The organism is Halodesulfurarchaeum sp. HSR-GB (assembly GCF_031432215.1).
Lineage (GTDB): Archaea > Halobacteriota > Halobacteria > Halobacteriales > Halobacteriaceae > Halodesulfurarchaeum.
In genome coordinates this window covers 782979-800224 of sequence record NZ_JAVKGN010000001.1, presented here as the reverse complement: position 1 = coordinate 800224, position 17246 = coordinate 782979, and the positions used below count along the sequence as shown (strand labels likewise).

The window sequence follows — 17246 nt, the reverse complement described above, 5'->3', positions numbered from 1 at the left end:
TTGGCCTTAGACCACGAAGATCGTGACGAGGGCCAGAATCACCAGCGTCTCGGGAATGACCGTCAGAATCAGGCCCTGCCCGAAGAGGTCCTCGTCCTCGGCGATGGCCCCCATCGCGGCGGCCCCGATGCTGCGCTCGGCGATCCCGGCACCGATTGTTGCGAACCCGACTGCCAGCGCGGCGGCAGCCGTCGGGGAGATCAGTTCCTGTGCGAGTAGACCGGCGACGTTTGTGAGTGCTTCTAGCATGGGTTACTCAGTCCGTAGTCGTATACCGGCGGGTGTATCCGAACGGGTTGTAGTTCGCCCCACCGCCTTCATAAAACTTCCCAAAGAACTCAACATACTCCAGGCGGACGGCCTGGAGACCGGCGCTCGTGATGCCCAGCGCGAGCACCAGGAGGTGTCCGACGAGCAGCACGAGGAGCCCACCCAGCCAGCCGAGCGGGCCCATATTGACCAGGCCCTCGAAGAGGACTGTCGCCCCCTCGGGCGCGTGGGCGTGCCCGCCGATCACCAGGAAGTGGAACAGGCCCTCGGGGTCCTGGTAGGCCCCGAAGAAGAGCAGGTTCACCACGAAGGCCATCCCGGCCTTTGCAAGCAGGACGGCGGCGATCCGGGTGTAGGAGAGGACGTTCACCAGCACGTTGAGGCTTTCAAGGGCCCCAATGCCGCCCTCGCCGAGGATCAGGAGTGTCAGCCCAATGCCGGCCAGCGCCAGGCCGACCAGCCCAACCGTCGCGGGGAACCCGCCGAACCCGAGGCCGAAGGCCACCTGATCGGCGGCGAGCGTGGTGCCCGACGGGATCGTCGCCCCGGCCCGGTTGAAGACCGTAAAGAGCAGGTCGGGCTTCGCGCCGGCGGCGTGGGTGCTGAAGATCCACAGCCACATGCCACCCATCAGGACGACCCAGGAGCCTTTCTCCAGGAAGGCGTCCTTGAGCCCGTGGCCCAGCAGGTTGACGAACCCGAAGACATAGCCCGCTGTCAGGTGGAAGAGCCCGACGAAGAGACTCAGGAACAGCCAGGCCTGTGCGTAGGCCAGGAAGTTCGGCTGGAGTCCCTTGTGGAGCGGCGGGTGGCCGCCCCAGACCACGTCACCGAGCCCGTGGAGCCCGAATATCTCGCCGTAGAGGACGCCAAAGAGCATCGTGAAGACCCCGGCCCAGACGGCGATGCCGCCCAGGCTCCGGAGTCCGTCGCTGTCGACCCGCGAGACGATCAGGTACCCGATACCGGCATAGAGCGCGCCATAACCCAGGTCGCCGATCATGAAGCCGAACATGATCGGGAAGGTGAGCAGGATCGGGATCGTCGGGTCGAGTTCCCAGTAGGTCGGTCGGTTGATCGCCTTGACGAGCAGTTCGAAGGGCTTGGCAAAGGCCGGGTTGTCGAGGACCACCGGCGGGGAGTCCCCGGATTCGAGTTCGACGTTGCCACCGTCCGCAGCCACGTCCTCGGCCGGGCTCTCTGCAGTGGGTTCCTCGCCGTCAGCCCCGTGGTCGTCGTGTGTGGGCACGTACTCGGCGTGGTCGGCGACCTCCATCTGGTCGACCGCGACCCGTCCCGAGGCCGCCTCGCTGACCGCCGTCTCGAAGGTCTCGAACTCCTCGGCCGGGAGCCAGCCCTCGGCCACGAAGGCGTGCTCGGTCGTCGCGAAACGGAGCGGGGCTTCCCGCTTCTGCACGTCGATGCTCAGGGCCTCCTCGACGGCCAGGAGGAACTCGGCGTGTTCCTCGCGGGCCGCGTCGATGTCCGCCTCGACCGATTCGAGTTCGGCTTCGAGGTCCGCTTTGCGTGCTTCGAGCTGCTCGAGGTAGGCCTCTGGTTCGCCCTCGCCCTGCGGGATCTCGTACTCCGTGAACTCTACCCCGACCAGGGCGTCCTCCAGGGACGGCTCGCTGGGATAGGCGAAGATCGCGAGCACGTCCGTCCCGGTAAAGACCTCGAAGGCCTCGATCTCCTCGGCGTCCGCGAGCGTGTCTTCGACGGCCTCGCGGTCACCCGTGCCGGCCATCACCGAGAGGTTCTCGTAGCCCCGGAGGAGATCGAAGTCGATCCCCAGGTCGACGAAGGGGTCGATCGAGTCCATCTCGTCCCGGACCCGGGTAAGCTCCGAGCGGATCTCCGAGCGGCGATCGTCCAGGTCCGTCACCGTCTCCCGGATCGACTCCAGGCGGTCGGGAACGGTCTCCCGATCGAGGATCCGCTGCTGGTCCACGGCCGCTTCCTCGATGTCGAGCATGGACTGCAGGGACCGAACGGTGACCAGTTGATCAGCCGCGGACTCGGCCCCCGAGAGCGGGGCTCCCGTCTCGAAGCCCTCGATCTGGCCTTCGTACTCCGAGAGGTGGACGAGTTCGAGGTCGTGGATGGCTTCGATGACCGGCTCGATGACCTGGGTCGAGCCCGCCACCGAGACTTTGCTCATTCGCTCAGGTCTGAGCATGCACCGCCTCCGTGAACCGTTCGAGTGCGAGGTCCACGGCGTCCTCGACGTGGGCCTCGGCGTCCGCTTTCAGTTGTTCGCGCTCCTCGGCGCCGGCTTCGAGGATCTCCTCGCGCTCGGCTTCGACTGCCTCACGAGCCGCTTCGAGTTCCTCCTCCCGGTGCGCCCGGGCCTCGGATTCCGCCTCGGAGACGATCTCCTCGGCGTCGCGCCTGGCTTGGGCGAGGATCTCCTCGGCCTCCTCCCGGGCGGCGGCGACGCGTTCCTCGGCGTCCGATTCAGCCGCCTTGATCGATTCGAGAACCTCTGGCCTCGGCATCTGATATCTAGGGAGTGGTACTAAGACCGCGTATTTGGGAGTTGCGGAACCACGACAGCAGCAACGAGCCCGGGGCCGGCTGTCCGGAAAGCAAGCGCTAAAGGGAACCACCATCCTATCGGGGCACAATGGGCGTCCTGGAGGACAAGACCCGAGCGCGGTACTTCTACAAGTACCTCTCGAAGGTGTACGACCGGGTCAACGCGTTCGTCTTTACCGAACCGATGCGTGCGGAGGCGCTTTCCCTGCTCGACCTGGAACCGACAGACCGGGTCATCGACGTGGGCTGTGGCACCGGTTTCGGCACCGAGGGGCTCAAGCAGACGACAGACCACATCCTGGGCGTCGACCAGAGCCCCCACCAGATGGCAAAGGCCCGGGAACGGCTGGACGAGCGCGAGCTGCTCGGGTTCACCATGGGCGACGCCGAGAACCTCCCCGTGCGGTCGAACACCTTCGATCACGCCTGGTCCTCCGGGTCGATCGAGTACTGGCCCAACCCCGTCCAGGGGCTGGCCGAGATGCGCCGGGTCGTCAAGCCGGGCGGGCGAGTCGTGGTCGTCGGCCCGTACTACCCGGACTCCTGGATCGGACGGCGGATCGTCGACGCGATCATGCTCTTCTACGACGAGGCCGAGGCCGAGGAGATGTTCCAGGCCGCCGGGTTCGAAGACACCCGCCACGAGGTCGTCGGCTCGAAGTACAAGTCAAACCTCGCCATCGTCTCCGTCGGCGTCGTCCCCGAGAACTGAACTGCTGACACTTCCGAGGGGCCGCCCGTCCCGAACGAGTTCGACCCGCACGGTGTCACCAACTGCGAGCGACGGCTCGTTCGACCCGGAGATGGTAAGCGAGGCCTGCTCGCCGACCGACCAGGTCGAATCCGCGGCGGAGTTAAACGGCCCCGTCGGCCCCGGCTCGAAGCCCGCCGTCGAGAAGAAGGGGACCGGCGGCTGTTCCGCGAGTGGCGTTCCGTCCACAGTGATGTGAACCGAGGCGTGGGACAGATCGACCGAGTCACCGCCCTCGTGCGTGAGGGTGATCTCACCGTCTGCGGTCGCGGTCGCGGAGAGCCGGACGAAGTTCGTAGCGTCGCCGGCATCCGGGCCAGCCACGACGCCACCGAGCGAGGCCGCACCGAGCGTACTGACGAGGACGGCGACGAGCAAGACGGTAATCGCAGTCAACAGAAGCGTCCCGAGGATCGGGGAGACGGCGCGAGTCATGGGCCGGCTTGGCCCGGTCCCCCGACTTAAACCTACGCTCGGGAGTTCACGTCGAGTTCGAGCTCCCGGTCGTCGGCCTCGGCGGTCACTGTAAAGTTCTCGGGCGGGGCAAGCGTCCAGACACTCGATTCGGGGCCAGTCTGGCCCACGTAGGTGTCGTTTATCGACACCGACGCCGGCACCTGGCTCCCGGACTCGTTTGTCACCTGGACCCGCAACGGCGATCCGGGATCGGGAGCCGAAACCTGGAGTGTCAGGTTCCCGGCAGTCGTCGACGGACCGGGCGCGACGGGTAGGTTTGCGAGGGACTTCTGCTGGACCTCGCGATAGACGTTCCCCGAGGAGGTGTCGAGCAGGCTGTTCAGCCGCCCGTGGTCGTGTGAGAGCTGGAATCGGAAGACATCAGCACCGACGGTGTTGATGCTGACGTCGCCTTTGTTCGTCCAGGCCCAGGGGTAGAGTTCGCCGATCCGATCCTGGGCGGCCCCCAGGTCGATCGTGCCGACGGTCCCGTCCCGGGCATCGGTCCGGGTGGCCTCCCGGACGTACTCCCCACCCCGGAGCCCGCCGAGGACGACCCCGTGGTCCGCGGCGGCGACGTAGATCCGGTCGGTCTCGGGCCCGCCGGCAACTGCACTCCCCACCGCATCAGAGATCGGCCCGACGGATCGAGCAGTGTCGGTCTGGAGGGCGCGGACGCGGTCCTGCAGGCTCTCGTTCTGGGTTCGCGTCTCGAAGTGATCGAGAGAGGACTCGATGGCGTGGGCCTCGCGGTTCACCGATCCAAGTACCGCGAGATACTGCCCCACACCGATCTCGCCCGCCCGGAAGCGGTCACGAGCACGTTGCTCCCGGGTTTCGAGGGCCACGATTCGATCCGCCGAGACCGCGATCGCCTCGTCGAGGGCCCGTTCACCCGCCGACGGCGAGTCCTCGAACTCCTGGGCCACCGCGTACTGGGTAAGGGTCGCCGCCCCCGCGCCCGCCTCGCTCCCCACCGCGGCTGTCACGGATGTCGAGGCCGTGCCGAACCCGCGCTGATCGACCGTATCGAGGTGCAGCATGCGAGTGGTGTTCGAAGCCGCACCCTCGACCGGGGCCAATCGCTCGTTCGTGGTGGCCTGGGCGGCCACGCCGGGGACCGAAAGCACGCTCGTCACGAGCAAGAGCCCCGCGAGGATCGCGATGAGCGGGCGATTCATACGCCCCACTTTGGCATCGGCCGTCAAAAACAATGCGGAGCGCCAGACGGCGAGTTGATCGACTTCGATCGCCGTCGTACCAATGGAAAGTTCTTTGCCCGTCCCCGGGCCAGAACCAGACGATGCGACGGGCCCTCCTGGTCGGTGTCCTCCTCGCCCTCCTGCTCGGTGTGGCCGCCCCAGCCGCGGCGACTCCCACCCACCAGGAGACGACCTTCGCCGTCGAGATCCAGGAGACGGGTGACGCCGTCTGGACGGTCTCGACGAGCTACACCCTCGAATCCGACGCCGACCGGGCGGCCTTCGACCAGCTCCGGTCCGAGTTCGAGGCGGGCACCGGGCCGGGCCCGAGCGTGGATACCTTCCGGAGCGCGGCCGACCAGGTGGCCGCACAGACGGATCGGGACATGCAGATCACGGCCGTCGATCGGTCGAGTTCGGTGACCGAGTCCGAGAACGTCACCGGGACGCTCACCCTCGCGTTCACCTGGACGAACTTCGCCGTGGTCACCGAAAAGCAGGTGTCAGTCGAGTCGGCCTTCGCCGGGGGCTGGTTCGGTGACCTCGCGGCCGACCAGACCCTCACTATCGAGCCGCCCTCCGGCTATCGGGTCCAGACGGCCACCCCCTCCACGGACATCGTGGACGGCGCGCTGTGCTGGAACGGGCCCCAGCAGTTCGAGACGGGCGAGCCGGGGGTCGTCTTCGAGACGGTCACGGTCCCCGGCATCGGCCTCGATCCGATGGTGGCCCTGGGCCTGACGGCAGCCGTGGTCGGCGGCGGCCTGCTCCTCCTGGGGTGGCGAAACGGCTATCTCAACGGGCTGGGGATCGGGACCGCGGCGCCGGAGGAATCCGAGGAGCCGACCCCGCCGACCGACGAACCGCCAACTGCTGGGGCGGGCGAGCAGCCCGACGCGTCCGACACGGCGGCCGTCGACACCGACCTGTTGAGCGACGAGGAACGAATCGAGCGGCTGCTCGAAGCGAACGACGGCCGGATGAAACAGGCCCGAATCGTCGAGGAGACCCGGTGGTCGAACGCCAAGGTCTCCCAGTTGCTCTCCGCGATGGCCGAAGCGGGGCGGATCGAAAAACTCCGAATCGGGCGGGAGAACCTGATCTCCCTGCCCGAGGAATCCGAAGAGTAGCGCAGTTTCAGAAGGATTTACGGCAGGGGCGGAGAAGTCCCAGGTGATGAAGATTCTGGTCACCTTCGCCGAGGTGGCAGCCGTCGCGGACAACTTCGAGATCGAGGACGGGGCGGTCGCCGACCGCTACCTGGAGTATGACCTCAACGAGTGGGACGAGTACGCCCTGGAGGCGGCCGTCTCACTGCGCGAGGAGGGGATCGCCGAAGAGGTCGTCACCGTGACCATCGGGCCGGAGCGCTCGGCGGACACCATCCGGATGGCCCTCGCGAAGGGGGCCGATCGGGCGATCCGGATCTGGGATGATGACCTGCGGGGTGACCCCCTGGAGGACGTCTCGACCCGCGCGGCCCTCATGGCCCCCGTCGTCGAGGCCGAAGCACCGACCCTCGTTCTCTCGGGCGTCCAGGCGGCTGACGACGGTTACGGGTCGACCGGTGTCTCGCTGGCCCGCACCCTCGGGTGGCAGTGGGGCGCGGTTGTCAACGACTTCACGCTCGATCGTGAGGCCGACTCGGTCCGGGTCAGACGGGAGCTCGAAGGTGGTATCGAGGAGATCACGACCCTCTCGCTGCCGGCGGTGCTAACCATCCAGACCGGGATCAACGATCCCCGGTATGCCAGCCTCAGAGGACTCCAGGAGGCCCAGGCCCAAGAGATCGACGTACAGAGCCCCGCTGAGCTGGGCGTCTGGGCCGACCGGCTCGAACCCCGCCTCGAACGAGGTGAACTCACAGAGCCGCCGAGTCGCGGGGACACCGAGTACGTGGAGGGGGACCCACCCGAACAGGCGACGGCGATCGCAGATCGCCTCCTCGAAGCGGGGGTGGTCCAGGAATGAGCGACGTACTGGCGGTCGTCGAACACCGGCGCGGGGAGATCCGGGACGTTAGTCTCGAACTCCTCGGGGCCGGCGCGGACCTGGCCGACGACCTGGACGGGGAGCTCCACGTGGCCGTCATCGGCGGGAACGCCGAGGCGATCGCGGATCGGCTCGACCGGGACGGCGTCGACGTGATCCACACGATCGCTGACGGCGCCGAGTTCAATCACGACGTCTACGTCCAGGCAGTTGGGGCGCTGTACGAGGCACTCGAACCCGCCGTGGTGCTCACGCCCCACACCGTCAACGCCCTCGATTACGTGCCGGCGGTCGCCGTCGATCTGGATTTGCCCCTCGTGACCGACGTGATCGACATGGAAGTCAGTGATGAGGGGCTCCAGACTACCCGCAGCCTCTATGAGTCCAAGATCGATGCCACGGTTACCATCACCGAGCGCCCGTGTGTGGTGACCCTGCGGCCCGGCGAGTGGGCGCGGGCCACGGGAGTCGGTTCGGTTCCGGTCGAGGACTTCGAGTTCGAACTCGACGAGTCGGCGGTCGGCTCGCGGGTCGAGGGCTTCGAGGAGGCCGGAACCGGCGACGTGGACGTGACCGCCGCGGACTTTTTGATCGGCGTGGGGCGGGGTATCGGCGAGGCGGAGAACCTCTCGGTGATCGAGGACCTCGCGGCGGTAACGGATGCCACCATCGCCGCGTCCCGACCGCTCGTGGACAACGGCTGGTTCGACACCAGCCGGCAGGTCGGCCAGTCCGGCAAGACCGTCTCCCCCGATGTGTATCTCGCCGTCGGGATCTCGGGGGCCGTCCAGCACGTGGCGGGGATCAAGGGCGCGGACACGATCATCGCCGTCAACACCGATCCCCACGCGCCGATCTTCGACATCGCGGACCAGGCGATCGTGGGCGATCTCTTCGACGTGATCCCGGAACTCACCGAACAGCTCCGGTGAACGGCGTGGGGCTCCCGGCAGGTATTAAAGCCAGAGCCCCAACCCTTCGGTAGATGGAGTACGTCGAGGCGCGCCGGGACGTCATCGAGGAGCGGCTTCGCGAGGTCGTCGCGGCGGTCGAACCGACTGAACTCGAGGACGAACTCGCACACGTGGTGCTCGCGGGCGGGAAACGGGTGCGACCGACGCTAACCCTGCTCGCCTGCGAAGCCGCCGGCGGGTCGGTCTGGTCGAGCGATTCGGAAACCCTGGGGCCGAACGGCCAGACGGCCCTCGATTTCGCGGTGGGCGTGGAACTCGTGCACAACGCGTCGCTGGTGGTCGATGACATCATCGACCAGTCCGCCCTTCGCCGCGGGAGCGAGAGTGCCTGGGCGGCCTACGGACACGGCCCGGCCATCGTTGCGAGCGACGGCCTGCTCGGGGAGGCCTTCGCACTCTTTTCGGCGGACTCCCGGGCCCTGGAGTCGGTCTCCCGGGCACTGGTGGAACTCGGCGAGGGCGAGGCCGTCGAACTGGTCGACCAACCGAGTTCGGAATCCGAGTACATGGAACTGGCCCGGCGAAAGACGGGCGCACTCTTCCGGACGGCCGCGGAACTCGGCGCGATCGCGGCCGACGCCGACGCGGCCACGATCGACGCCCTCGGCGAGTACGCCGAGCGGGTGGGGATCGCCTTCCAGATCCGGGACGACGTGCTGGATTCGGTGGCCGACGCCGAGGACCTGGGGAAGCCGACCGGACAGGACGACACCATGGACCGTCCGTCGATCGTCAGAGTGACCGGCGAGGACCCGGAGACGCTGACCGAGCGGGCCCGCATGGAGTCAGAAGCCGCCCTCGCTGCACTCGACCGGGTCGCAGTCGAGGACAGCGAGGCCCGCCAGTATCTGGAAGACCTCGCGACGTTCGTGGTCGATCGGGACCGCTAGGCCTCCGCCGCGTTTCGCGCCCGGACCGATTCGACGACGGCCATCGCAAGGGTACTCAACACGCTCAGGAGCGTGCCGACCGTGAGGACTGCCGCCAGGGTGGCCAGCGCGACCCGACCGAGGAAGAAGGCGCTCATCGTGTGGAGGATGGCCCCGATGGCGAGGATGTAGACCGGCGCGTTGAGATAGCGAAAGCGAAAGCGCCCCGCGATGAACTCATCAGTTATCTGGCCGAAGCTGGTCGTGAGCGCCGCGGCCGCGACCCACCGGATCGCCCCGTAGAACAGCGCCGCGAGCATCGTCCCCACGTCCACGGCCGCCTCGACCCGGACCGAATCGAGGGTGGCAATGCCCTCGACCCCGCCGATGACGAGCAGCGCTGCGGCCACGATGTACGTGATGAGCGTCACCCGGCCGGTGTAGAGGCTCTCGCGGGCGCGGGAGACCCAGTCGTCGATGGCGTCTTCGAGACCGAGCCCGCGAACGAGGGCATACAGGCCCAGCGCGCCCGATCCAACCCCCAGGACCGAGCCGGGGAGCCCGACCATATCCGCCAGGACCGCGAGCGGATAGATCAAGAGTAAAACGCCGAGCGGGACGAGGATCGTCCCGCGGGTCTCCGGGTCGTCGAGGACCTGTTTGATCGTGTAGTACATCGATTCGAGGTCCTGTGCCTGCCGGACGACGACCCGCCGGACGGAATCGATCTGCACCCGCGAGCGGATGACCGGAATCACACTCTCGTCCTGGGCGCCGTCGGTCACGACGATCACCCGGACCGCCTCATCCGCCTGGAGTGTCGCGAGCACCTCGTCGAGTTCGCGGCCCACCGCCCGGTTCGCGGCCACTTCGCCGCGCTCCTCGCCCGTCACCGCGGCCACTTCGACCGGCTCGTCGCCCCCGGCCAGCTTGTCGTGGAGGTGTACCCCCTCGAAGAGCACGTTGACGTCGCTGTCCTCGGGGTCGGCCTCGGCCAGGGACACCGCGGCGTGCTCGATCGCGTTCCGACCCACGACCGGCGTCGGGATCCCGGTCTTCCGACCGAGGTCGTCGTCCAGGTCCACACACAGGACCAGCAGCATCGGGCGGAAATACGGGTGGGGTGGGGTAAGAGTCTTCGGCCCGGCTCGCCCGACCGGGCCGCTTTTGAACCGCGACGGCCAAATCCAGCCGATGATATCCCGGGGTTGCGAGCAGTGTGCGCTCGGTGGGAAGCTAGTGCTTTTCGTCCACGGCTACTGTGACCACCGGGACTGCTTTTACTGCCCGCTCGGGGAGAACCGCAAGAACGTCGACCAGGTCTTCGCGAACGAGCGCCCCGTCGAGTCGGACGAGGACGTCCTGGAAGCCGCACGGAAGATGGACGCCATGGGCAGTTCGATCACGGGCGGGGAACCCCTGGAGTCGATGGAGCGGACGACCCACTACATCTCGCTTCTGAAAGACGAGTTCGGGGCGGACCACCACATCCACCTCTATACGGGCATCACGGGCGACCGGGAGATAATGCGGGCCCTCGCCGAGGCGGGCCTGGACGAGATCCGGTTCCACCCGCCGGTGGCCCTCTGGGGAAACATCCATGGCACCTTCTGGGAAGAGATCCTCTACATCGCCCGCGAGGAGGGGCTCACGCCGGCCTTCGAGATCCCGGGCATCGAGGCCGAGACCGAGTTCCTGGAGTTCATCGAGGAGGGAGCGGTCGACTTCGTGAACGTCAACGAGTTCGAGATGAGCCAGGGGAACTACCGTCGGATGCACGAACAGGGCTACGACCGGCGCACGGACCACATGAGCGCCGTCGAGGGCGCAAGCGAGGAGGACCTGGCCGAACTCGTCTCGCACCCGAAGGTGTACTTCTGTACGAGCACGTTCAAAGACGCCGCCCAGCATCGCAATCGCCTCCGGCGAACGGCTCCGAACGTCAGCCGCCCGTTCGAGGAGATCACCGACGACGGCACGCTCGTCTACGGCGTGACCGAAGCCGAGCCGGCCCGACTGGACGAACTTGGCGTTCCGCCGGAGTACTACGAAGTCCTCGACGGGCAGGTGGAGATCGCCTGGTGGCTCTTAGAGGAGATGGTCGAGGAGGGCGATATCGAGGGCGGCACGATCATCGAGCAGTATCCCACCTGGGACGAGCAGGTCGTCGAGAAGACCCCGCTTTGACCCCCTCCCACGACTAAAGTCGTGGGCCCTCTCCTGTGCTCTCTGTAGCTCAGAAGATCGTCGCGTCCCGGTAGACCTCGATCCCGCCGCTCGTAAGCTCGTAGGGCTTGCTCTCCCGAGAGTGATTCGCGTCTCGGATCTTCTGGATCTCGACGGCGAGTCGAGTCTCCTGGAATTCCTCCGGACGGACGTACTGCAGGACGAACACCGCGTCGGTGAGATACTCGATGATGCCGAATCGAGAGGCATAGGCCGTATCCTCCGACGCTTCGCTGGTCACGAGGGTGGTGACCCCGGCCCGCTTCAGCGCGTTCGCGAAGTCATAGATCTCCGTGCGCCGGGTCGCCTGGTCGTCGTACATCATCTCCAGAAGCGAGACCGAATCCAGGACCAGGCGGTCGGCCTCGAAGTCCCCGACCAGCCGGGGGAGCTCGCTACGGATGCTCGTCAGGCTGTTTGCCATATCGACTGGGTCCAGATCCAGAACAGCAAGCGACCCGTCCTCGACGGCCGCCTCGAAGTCCCAGCCCTTCTGACTGGCGCTGCGGAGGATCCGTTCCCGGTTTTCCTCCAGCGTGATGAACACGGCCTTGCCGTCGTTTCGAAGTGCCTCCTGGAGGAACTGGAGCGCGAAGGTGGTCTTCCCGGTGCCGGCCCCGCCGATGACGGCCATGAGCGAGCGCTCGGGGACGCCCTCCTGGATCATCGCGTCCAGGCCCTCGATGCCCACGCCGATGCGGGGGATGTCCGTGTGGTATTCCTCCTCGTCGAGGCCGTCCTCCGCCCCCTCCTCGAGGTCGAAACCAAAGGACTCCGTCTCGGAGACGTCGATGTCGATCACGTCCGCCTCGTCCCCGAAGGTATCCTCGGTTGGTGTCTCGTCCGCCGAATCGCTGGTTTCGGAGCCTGACTCGGCAGATGGCTCCGTGGACTCATTTGTCCCGGACGTATCCGGCGCTCCGGATCCCGCCGGTTCCGTGGGTTCGGACTCTTCTGACTCGACCGTATCAGACTCATCTGGTTCGGGCTCCTCGGTCTCATCAGCCCCCGCAGACTCATCTGGTTCGGGCTCCTCGGTCTCATCAGCCCCCGCAGACTCATCTGGTTCGGGCTCCTCGGCGAGGGCCCGTTCGAACCAGTCCTCCTCGGTGTCCTCGGCCATCCAGTTGCCTGGGGTTCGTCGGGTCGACCCAAGTAGCTTTCCCGTGGAGAGCGTTTTTTGTACGCCCGGCACCCAGCCCCCGTATGATCGTGGGCGTCGTCGCACAACGGGCAAACGAACGGGCCGTCGACCTGGCCGAGGCGGTCATCGAGCGGCTGGAGACACAGGGGATCACCGTCCGGACCGACCAGGCCACCGCCGAGAAACTCGACCGGGAGCCCTGCTCGCTCGACGCCATGGACCGCTGTGACCTCGTGGTCTCGATCGGGGGCGACGGCACCTTCCTCTATGCGGCCCGTGGGGCCGGCTCAACGCCGATCCTGGGCGTCAACCTGGGCGAAGTCGGCTTTCTCAACACGGTCGCCCCCGAAAACGCCATCGAGGCCGTCGAGACGGAGGTCGCCCAGTATCGCGAGACGGGCACGATCCGCCACCGGGAGGTGCCCCGGGTTCGGCTCGAAGGCGAGGACTGGACGCTTTCCCCCGCGCTCAACGAGGTCCTCGTCCAAGGGCGACGGCGGGGCCACGCTGACGGGATCGAGGCCAGTGTCCACATCGACGAGTCTCACTACGAGGAGACCCACTGTGACGGCGTTCTCGTCGCCACTCCGACGGGAAGCACCGCGTACAATCTGAGTGAAGGGGGCCCGCTGGTCCATCCCCGGATGGACGCCTTTGTCGTGACCACTATGTCCGGGGCCAGTGCGATGCCACCACTCGTAGTGCCCGAGGGCGCGGACATCGAGATCGAGATCACGGGGGCCGAGGAGTCCGTCGTCTCCAGTGACGGATCCGAGCACCGGACGATTCGCCCGCCGACCACAGTCGCAATTTCGGCGGCAGCGCCCGCGAAAGTCGCGGGCCCGGGGAGTGCGTTCTTCGAGGCGCTCGGAAAGCTGGAGTGATCGGCCGCAATGGAAAGGGTAAACGTGGGGACTCCCCAACCGGGGGATGTATGAGTCACGATCTCCCGGACGTGCAGGCAACCGAGCCGGACGTCACCGTCGGACTGGAGCGGGTCGGGGTCACCGGCGTCGAGAAGCTCGTCGAGATCAACCGTGGCAGCGGTCGGCCACTCGTTCTCATGGCGGAGTTCGAGGTGTACGTGGACCTGCCGCGCAAGCGCAAGGGACTGGACATGTCCCGCAACCTCGAGGTCATCGACGAGACCCTGGAGGATGCGGTCAGCGAACCGGTCTACCAGGTCGAAGAGATGTGTGGCGAAGTCGCCGAGCGGCTCCTCCAGAAACACGAGTACACCACCAAGGCGATGGTCCAGATGGAGGCAGAGTACATGATTCGCGACGAGACCCCCGCCAGCGGGCGAACCACCCAGAGCCGCGTGGACTTCATCGCCAGTGCCACCGCGAGCGAGGACGCCGAAACCCGCGAGGAGATCGGGGCCCGCGTCGATGGGATGACCGTCTGCCCCTGCTCACAGGGCATGATCGAGGAGCGCGCCCGCGACGAACTCGAAGACCTCGGTGTGGGAGAGGAAGAAGTCACGGAGTTCCTCAGTCGCGTGCCCCAGGCCGGGCACTCCCAGCGGGGGCATGCGACCCTCACCGTCGAGTCCCCCGGCAAGCCGGACGTGGACTTCCGCGATCTCGTCGAGATCGCCCGGGACGCCATGAGCGCCCGCATCTACAACATGGCAAAGCGCCCGGACGAGGACCACATGACCTACGCCGCCCACGCCAACGCCCGGTTCGTCGAGGACTGTGTCCGCTCGATGGCCGAGCAGGTCGTCGAGGAGTGTAACGGGATCGACGATCAGGCGGTCATCACGATGAAACAGGAGAACGAGGAGTCGATTCATCAGCACAACGCCCACGCCGAGCGGATCGCGACGATGGACGAGTTGCGAGCGGAAGTCAACGGCGAGTAGTCAGCCCGGGCCGAAGGGTTATACTTCTTAAGCCGCTATCCGGAGTCATGTTGCGGTTGCTCCTGGCTGGCCTGCTCCTGATCCCCCTCGCGGACATCGCCCTCCTGGTGGTGGTCGCCGGGACGATCGGCTGGGCCCCGACCGTCGCGCTGGTCGTCCTCACGGCCCTCTTAGGGATGCTCTTCGTCAGAGCCGAGGGGCGTCACACCCTCCGTCGGATGCAGCGCTCGTTGGCCGAGGGCGAGTTGCCGACCAACCAGGTCGTCGATGGCGGGTTGCTCATCGCTGCGGGGGCCTTCCTGCTCACGCCGGGGCTGGTTACCGACGCGGTGGGCTTTCTCCTCGCGCTCCCGCTCTCGCGAGTGCCCATCCGGATCGTGCTCAAGCGCTATGTCATCACGCCGATGATCGACAGCCGAACGGGCGGCTTCGCGACGGGCCGGGTCTACACGGCCGGCTTCCCCGGCTCCGACGGGTCGGATGGGGACGGGGCCGGCCCCTGGACGACTGGTTCAAGCCCAAACGACGGCGGATCGTCGGGTGACACGATCGACCTGGGGCCGGACGACTACGACGTCTCCGAGGAGCGCTGAGATCCCGTCGCCGGCCGGCGAAAGGAAACCCTTTTACTTCCCAGCGGGCAAGTCGGGGTTGTCAGGGCCAGTAGCTCAATTAGGTAGAGCGCCACTCTGATAAGGTGGAGGCTTGCGGTTCAAATCCGCACTGGCCCACTTCTAAACGACTCAAACCGGAAAGCGACCAGCTTGCTGTGTCGCTCCGCGTGTGGTCGCGGTTGGGAATGGCCACGCGGATTTGAGCCCTGGAAGGCACAGCCCGCGCAGCCGAACGCAGTGAGGCGAGCAGGACTGTCTTCCTCCGGTTCAAATCCGCACTGGCCCACTTCTAAACGACTCAAACCGGAAACCGGCCAGCGTGCTGTGTGGCGAGACGTGGCTGCAAAATTTGGACCCGCTATCTCACACGGCCACAGTTATCCACGAGACATCCGCGATGTCAGCCATACGCGAACGTCAGGGAGGGAGGTGACGGTCGTAGATATTCCGTCGATGGCCGACCGCCTCGACAACGAGGACGTCGTCAGCCTGATCCCACGTGACAATCGCCCGATAGTCGCCCGCTCGGAGTTTATGGTACGGATACCCAGTGAGTTTCTCGAGGCGATGGGAGGTCCAATCTTTCGCCTCGTCGAGTTTCTTGACCAGTCGCTCCTGCGCATCTTTTTCGAGCCCCGCCAGTAAATCAAGGGCTTTCGGCGTCCACTCGACCTCAGTCATCGATGCCCAGACGGTCCTTCACATCGTCCTGCGAAACGGTCTCGCCCTGCTCGCGTTGTTTTCGGCTCTCGGCGAGGTGCTCCAGCGCTTCGGTCGATAGTTGCGTCGGGGGATTGACGGCACTTCGAAGGGCCTCACGGATAAATTCGGACTTGTTCGCGTAGCCGCGTTCCTCCCAGACCTCGTCGATTTGTGTCAACAGCGACTGTGGCACCCTGACGTTGATCTTCTCCATCTTTCCGTCGCCAGCGGCGTCACTGTCGGTGCTCATGTAGTGTGATACATGCGTATCACGTAAGTAGCTTCGGTTGAATCCGGACGGGAATTCCAAAATTGATGGTTCTACAGACATGTTGAAGATCCCTCCCACAGTATTCCCCATTGCCAAAACCAACCGGGAAAGCGAGCATAGACGGTCTTCAAACCAGGCTGGGACGGCGTGGGACCGACTTCCTTAGTCCTCGGAGCCCGCAGCATCGTCGTCATCGTCCGCTTCTTCGTCACCGTCCTCCTCGTACTCGTCATCTTCGTCGTCGTGATCGTGTTCGTCCGCCGCGTCCTCGAAGTCGACGGATAGCTCCCCGTCCCGATCCTCGTGGGTGACTTCGATTTCGAGTTCGTCATCGGCAGGAACGGTCACGGTCAGCGTCCCGTTTTCGCCGGTTTCACCGACGGGTTCGTCGTTGACGGACACCGTGGCGTTGCTGATAGCGTTACCGTCGGCGTCCAGCGCGGTGACGGACAGGTTCGCACCCGGTTCGAGCGTGCCTTCGACGACCAGGTCGATCTGCCCCTCCGCGTCCGTGTCATCGTCTTCCTCGGCCGATTCGAGTGGGATTTCGAGCTCACCCGCCGCCTCGTATTCGACTTCGACTTCGAACTCGTCCGCATCGGGGACGGTCACCGTGATGGTCCCGGTGGAATCGGTCGCACCGACGTGCTCGCCGTTGACGGACACGGCTGCGCCAGCGACCGGGTATTCCGCGTGAGTGGCGGTGATGGTGACGTTCTCGCCCGCGCTGACGTTCCCATCCACGCCGAGGTCGAGTGACTCGTCCTCGTCACTCTCGTCCATGTCCTCATCGTCTTCGTCCGCTTCCGTGTCGTCATCCGCGAGTGGGATTTCGAGTTCGCCGTCCCGTTCGGCTTCGACCTCGACCTCGAATTCATCATCGTCCGGGACCGTGACGGCGACAGAACCGTTCTCGTCGGTCTCGTACGTGTCCTCGCCGTTGACACTCACGGCGGCGAACCGGACCGGTTCGCCGTCCAGGCTGGCGGTGAGAGTGACTGTCTCACCGGGTGTGACGGTTCCGTCGACGGTGATGTTGATTGCACCATCTGTTTCAATCTCGTCCGCGGGTCCCGGTTCGCCGTTGTCCATGGCCCCGAGTGGCCCCGAGCCCTGTGTCGCCATGGCGGCGGTCGCGCCGGAGGCAATCACGAGGACCGAAACCACGAGGGCAGCTACTGTTCCGAATTTTACTGGTATCATGACGGTAGGTTCGTAAATTCCGTAGCGTATCCAGCCGTATGAACCGGGAAGATCGCATAGCCGATTTCCGCCCAATTCAGTCGGATTAAACGGTCTTGTCGGGATTCGAGTCGTTTGCGGGCTCATTCAGTCCCGGCTGAAGGGCGCCGACCGACCGCTTTTCCACC

The 17246-nt window shown here is 65.9% G+C and carries 19 protein-coding genes and 1 tRNA gene; 10 read left to right on the top strand and 10 right to left on the bottom strand.

The features are described from left to right. Positions 1 to 6: 6 nt before the first annotated feature. From RH831_RS04350 to ahaH, 3 genes are read right to left on the bottom strand one after another with little or no spacing between them, the layout of a single operon-like run. The gene (locus RH831_RS04350) at positions 7 to 249 is read right to left on the bottom strand and encodes a F0F1 ATP synthase subunit C (protein WP_310553040.1); all 243 of its coding nucleotides are present in this window, start codon (positions 247 to 249) and stop codon (positions 7 to 9) included. 7 nt (positions 250 to 256) lie between these two features. Further along, positions 257 to 2449, bottom strand: coding sequence for a V-type ATP synthase subunit I (locus RH831_RS04345; RefSeq protein ID WP_310553039.1), 2193 nt, complete (start codon positions 2447 to 2449; stop codon positions 257 to 259). Further along, entirely contained in the window at positions 2436 to 2768 is a 333-nt protein-coding gene (gene ahaH / locus RH831_RS04340; RefSeq protein ID WP_310553038.1) for an ATP synthase archaeal subunit H, read from the bottom strand. The genes RH831_RS04345 and ahaH overlap by 14 nt, the downstream gene beginning before the upstream one ends. 128 nt (positions 2769 to 2896) lie before the next feature. Here ahaH and RH831_RS04335 point away from each other — a divergent pair, with 128 nt between their 5' ends. After that, positions 2897 to 3520 carry a methyltransferase domain-containing protein gene (locus RH831_RS04335; RefSeq protein ID WP_310553037.1) on the top strand — a complete coding sequence of 208 codons (624 nt, stop codon included), beginning with the start codon at positions 2897 to 2899 and terminating at the stop codon, positions 3518 to 3520. Here RH831_RS04335 and RH831_RS04330 read toward each other — a convergent pair. Both RH831_RS04330 and RH831_RS04325 read right to left on the bottom strand, forming a co-directional pair. After that, on the bottom strand, positions 3476 to 3994 hold the full coding sequence (locus RH831_RS04330) for a type IV pilin N-terminal domain-containing protein (RefSeq protein ID WP_310553036.1): 519 nt from the start codon (positions 3992 to 3994) through the stop codon (positions 3476 to 3478). The genes RH831_RS04335 and RH831_RS04330 overlap by 45 nt on opposite strands. Before the next feature lie 32 nt (positions 3995 to 4026). Beyond that, positions 4027 to 5196 carry a hypothetical protein gene (locus RH831_RS04325; RefSeq protein ID WP_310553035.1) on the bottom strand — a complete coding sequence of 390 codons (1170 nt, stop codon included), beginning with the start codon at positions 5194 to 5196 and terminating at the stop codon, positions 4027 to 4029. A 122-nt stretch (positions 5197 to 5318) separates the two neighbouring features. Between RH831_RS04325 and RH831_RS04320 the strand changes: the two genes are divergently transcribed. From RH831_RS04320 to RH831_RS04305, 4 genes are read left to right on the top strand one after another with little or no spacing between them, the layout of a single operon-like run. Then, positions 5319 to 6347, top strand: coding sequence for a hypothetical protein (locus RH831_RS04320; RefSeq protein ID WP_310553034.1), 1029 nt, complete (start codon positions 5319 to 5321; stop codon positions 6345 to 6347). Between the two features lie 46 nt (positions 6348 to 6393). Next, entirely contained in the window at positions 6394 to 7188 is a 795-nt protein-coding gene (locus RH831_RS04315; RefSeq protein ID WP_310553033.1) for an electron transfer flavoprotein subunit beta/FixA family protein, read from the top strand. Continuing rightward, complete coding sequence (locus RH831_RS04310) at positions 7185 to 8141, top strand: electron transfer flavoprotein subunit alpha/FixB family protein (RefSeq protein WP_310553032.1); 957 nt, start codon at positions 7185 to 7187, stop codon at positions 8139 to 8141. Before RH831_RS04315 ends, RH831_RS04310 begins: the two co-directional genes overlap by 4 nt. A gap of 53 nt (positions 8142 to 8194) precedes the next feature. Beyond that, positions 8195 to 9073, top strand: a complete 879-nt coding sequence (locus RH831_RS04305; protein ID WP_310553031.1) for a polyprenyl synthetase family protein — start codon at positions 8195 to 8197, stop codon at positions 9071 to 9073. Here RH831_RS04305 and RH831_RS04300 read toward each other — a convergent pair. Further along, positions 9070 to 10155 (bottom strand): DUF373 family protein, encoded by a 1086-nt coding sequence (locus RH831_RS04300; RefSeq protein WP_310553030.1) that lies wholly within the window; start codon positions 10153 to 10155, stop codon positions 9070 to 9072. The two genes, RH831_RS04305 and RH831_RS04300, sit on opposite strands and share 4 nt — an antisense overlap. 91 nt (positions 10156 to 10246) lie before the next feature. On the opposite strand from RH831_RS04300, the gene RH831_RS04295 reads away from it, so the two are divergent. Continuing rightward, entirely contained in the window at positions 10247 to 11239 is a 993-nt protein-coding gene (locus tag RH831_RS04295; RefSeq protein WP_310553029.1) for a radical SAM protein, read from the top strand. A 49-nt stretch (positions 11240 to 11288) separates the two neighbouring features. On the opposite strand, the gene RH831_RS04290 is transcribed toward RH831_RS04295, so the two are convergent. Beyond that, complete coding sequence (locus RH831_RS04290) at positions 11289 to 12401, bottom strand: KaiC domain-containing protein (protein WP_310553028.1); 1113 nt, start codon at positions 12399 to 12401, stop codon at positions 11289 to 11291. Between the two features lie 83 nt (positions 12402 to 12484). Here RH831_RS04290 and RH831_RS04285 point away from each other — a divergent pair, with 83 nt between their 5' ends. From RH831_RS04285 to RH831_RS04270, 4 genes are all read left to right on the top strand, one after another. Further along, the gene (locus RH831_RS04285; RefSeq protein ID WP_310553027.1) at positions 12485 to 13306 is read left to right on the top strand and encodes an NAD(+)/NADH kinase; all 822 of its coding nucleotides are present in this window, start codon (positions 12485 to 12487) and stop codon (positions 13304 to 13306) included. A 50-nt stretch (positions 13307 to 13356) separates the two neighbouring features. Then, a complete protein-coding gene (gene mptA / locus RH831_RS04280) occupies positions 13357 to 14289 on the top strand; it encodes a GTP cyclohydrolase MptA (RefSeq protein ID WP_310553026.1) in 933 nt (310 codons plus the stop codon). A gap of 47 nt (positions 14290 to 14336) precedes the next feature. Then, entirely contained in the window at positions 14337 to 14882 is a 546-nt protein-coding gene (locus RH831_RS04275) for an FxsA family protein (protein WP_310553025.1), read from the top strand. A gap of 64 nt (positions 14883 to 14946) precedes the next feature. Beyond that, positions 14947 to 15020 (top strand) — tRNA-Ile (locus tag RH831_RS04270). 300 nt (positions 15021 to 15320) lie between these two features. Here RH831_RS04270 and RH831_RS04265 read toward each other — a convergent pair. From RH831_RS04265 to RH831_RS04255, 3 genes are all read right to left on the bottom strand, one after another. Further along, positions 15321 to 15584, bottom strand: a complete 264-nt coding sequence (locus RH831_RS04265; RefSeq protein ID WP_070365647.1) for a type II toxin-antitoxin system RelE/ParE family toxin — start codon at positions 15582 to 15584, stop codon at positions 15321 to 15323. Continuing rightward, complete coding sequence (locus tag RH831_RS04260) at positions 15577 to 15855, bottom strand: ribbon-helix-helix protein, CopG family (protein ID WP_310553024.1); 279 nt, start codon at positions 15853 to 15855, stop codon at positions 15577 to 15579. The genes RH831_RS04265 and RH831_RS04260 overlap by 8 nt, the downstream gene beginning before the upstream one ends. A gap of 183 nt (positions 15856 to 16038) precedes the next feature. Beyond that, a complete protein-coding gene (locus RH831_RS04255) occupies positions 16039 to 17079 on the bottom strand; it encodes a hypothetical protein (protein ID WP_310553023.1) in 1041 nt (346 codons plus the stop codon). Between the last annotated feature and the right edge of the window lie 167 nt (positions 17080 to 17246).

Excerpts from the sequence above, each read along its gene's own strand:
- RH831_RS04335 (WP_310553037.1), top strand. The coding sequence starts at position 2,897 with ATGGGCGTCCTGGAGGACAAGACCCGAGCGCGGTACTTCTACAAGTAC.
- RH831_RS04290 (WP_310553028.1), bottom strand. The coding sequence starts at position 12,401 with ATGGCCGAGGACACCGAGGAGGACTGGTTCGAACGGGCCCTCGCCGAG.
- RH831_RS04300 (WP_310553030.1), bottom strand. The coding sequence starts at position 10,155 with ATGCTGCTGGTCCTGTGTGTGGACCTGGACGACGACCTCGGTCGGAAG.
- RH831_RS04350 (WP_310553040.1), bottom strand. The coding sequence starts at position 249 with ATGCTAGAAGCACTCACAAACGTCGCCGGTCTACTCGCACAGGAACTG.
- ahaH (WP_310553038.1), bottom strand. The coding sequence starts at position 2,768 with ATGCCGAGGCCAGAGGTTCTCGAATCGATCAAGGCGGCTGAATCGGAC.
- RH831_RS04285 (WP_310553027.1), top strand. The coding sequence starts at position 12,485 with ATGATCGTGGGCGTCGTCGCACAACGGGCAAACGAACGGGCCGTCGAC.
- mptA (WP_310553026.1), top strand. The coding sequence starts at position 13,357 with ATGAGTCACGATCTCCCGGACGTGCAGGCAACCGAGCCGGACGTCACC.
- RH831_RS04325 (WP_310553035.1), bottom strand. The coding sequence starts at position 5,196 with ATGAATCGCCCGCTCATCGCGATCCTCGCGGGGCTCTTGCTCGTGACG.
- RH831_RS04255 (WP_310553023.1), bottom strand. The coding sequence starts at position 17,079 with ATGATACCAGTAAAATTCGGAACAGTAGCTGCCCTCGTGGTTTCGGTC.
- RH831_RS04275 (WP_310553025.1), top strand. The coding sequence starts at position 14,337 with ATGTTGCGGTTGCTCCTGGCTGGCCTGCTCCTGATCCCCCTCGCGGAC.
- RH831_RS04310 (WP_310553032.1), top strand. The coding sequence starts at position 7,185 with ATGAGCGACGTACTGGCGGTCGTCGAACACCGGCGCGGGGAGATCCGG.
- RH831_RS04265 (WP_070365647.1), bottom strand. The coding sequence starts at position 15,584 with ATGACTGAGGTCGAGTGGACGCCGAAAGCCCTTGATTTACTGGCGGGG.
- RH831_RS04295 (WP_310553029.1), top strand. The coding sequence starts at position 10,247 with ATGATATCCCGGGGTTGCGAGCAGTGTGCGCTCGGTGGGAAGCTAGTG.
- RH831_RS04345 (WP_310553039.1), bottom strand. The coding sequence starts at position 2,449 with ATGCTCAGACCTGAGCGAATGAGCAAAGTCTCGGTGGCGGGCTCGACC.
- RH831_RS04315 (WP_310553033.1), top strand. The coding sequence starts at position 6,394 with ATGAAGATTCTGGTCACCTTCGCCGAGGTGGCAGCCGTCGCGGACAAC.
- RH831_RS04330 (WP_310553036.1), bottom strand. The coding sequence starts at position 3,994 with ATGACTCGCGCCGTCTCCCCGATCCTCGGGACGCTTCTGTTGACTGCG.
- RH831_RS04305 (WP_310553031.1), top strand. The coding sequence starts at position 8,195 with ATGGAGTACGTCGAGGCGCGCCGGGACGTCATCGAGGAGCGGCTTCGC.
- RH831_RS04260 (WP_310553024.1), bottom strand. The coding sequence starts at position 15,855 with ATGAGCACCGACAGTGACGCCGCTGGCGACGGAAAGATGGAGAAGATC.
- RH831_RS04320 (WP_310553034.1), top strand. The coding sequence starts at position 5,319 with ATGCGACGGGCCCTCCTGGTCGGTGTCCTCCTCGCCCTCCTGCTCGGT.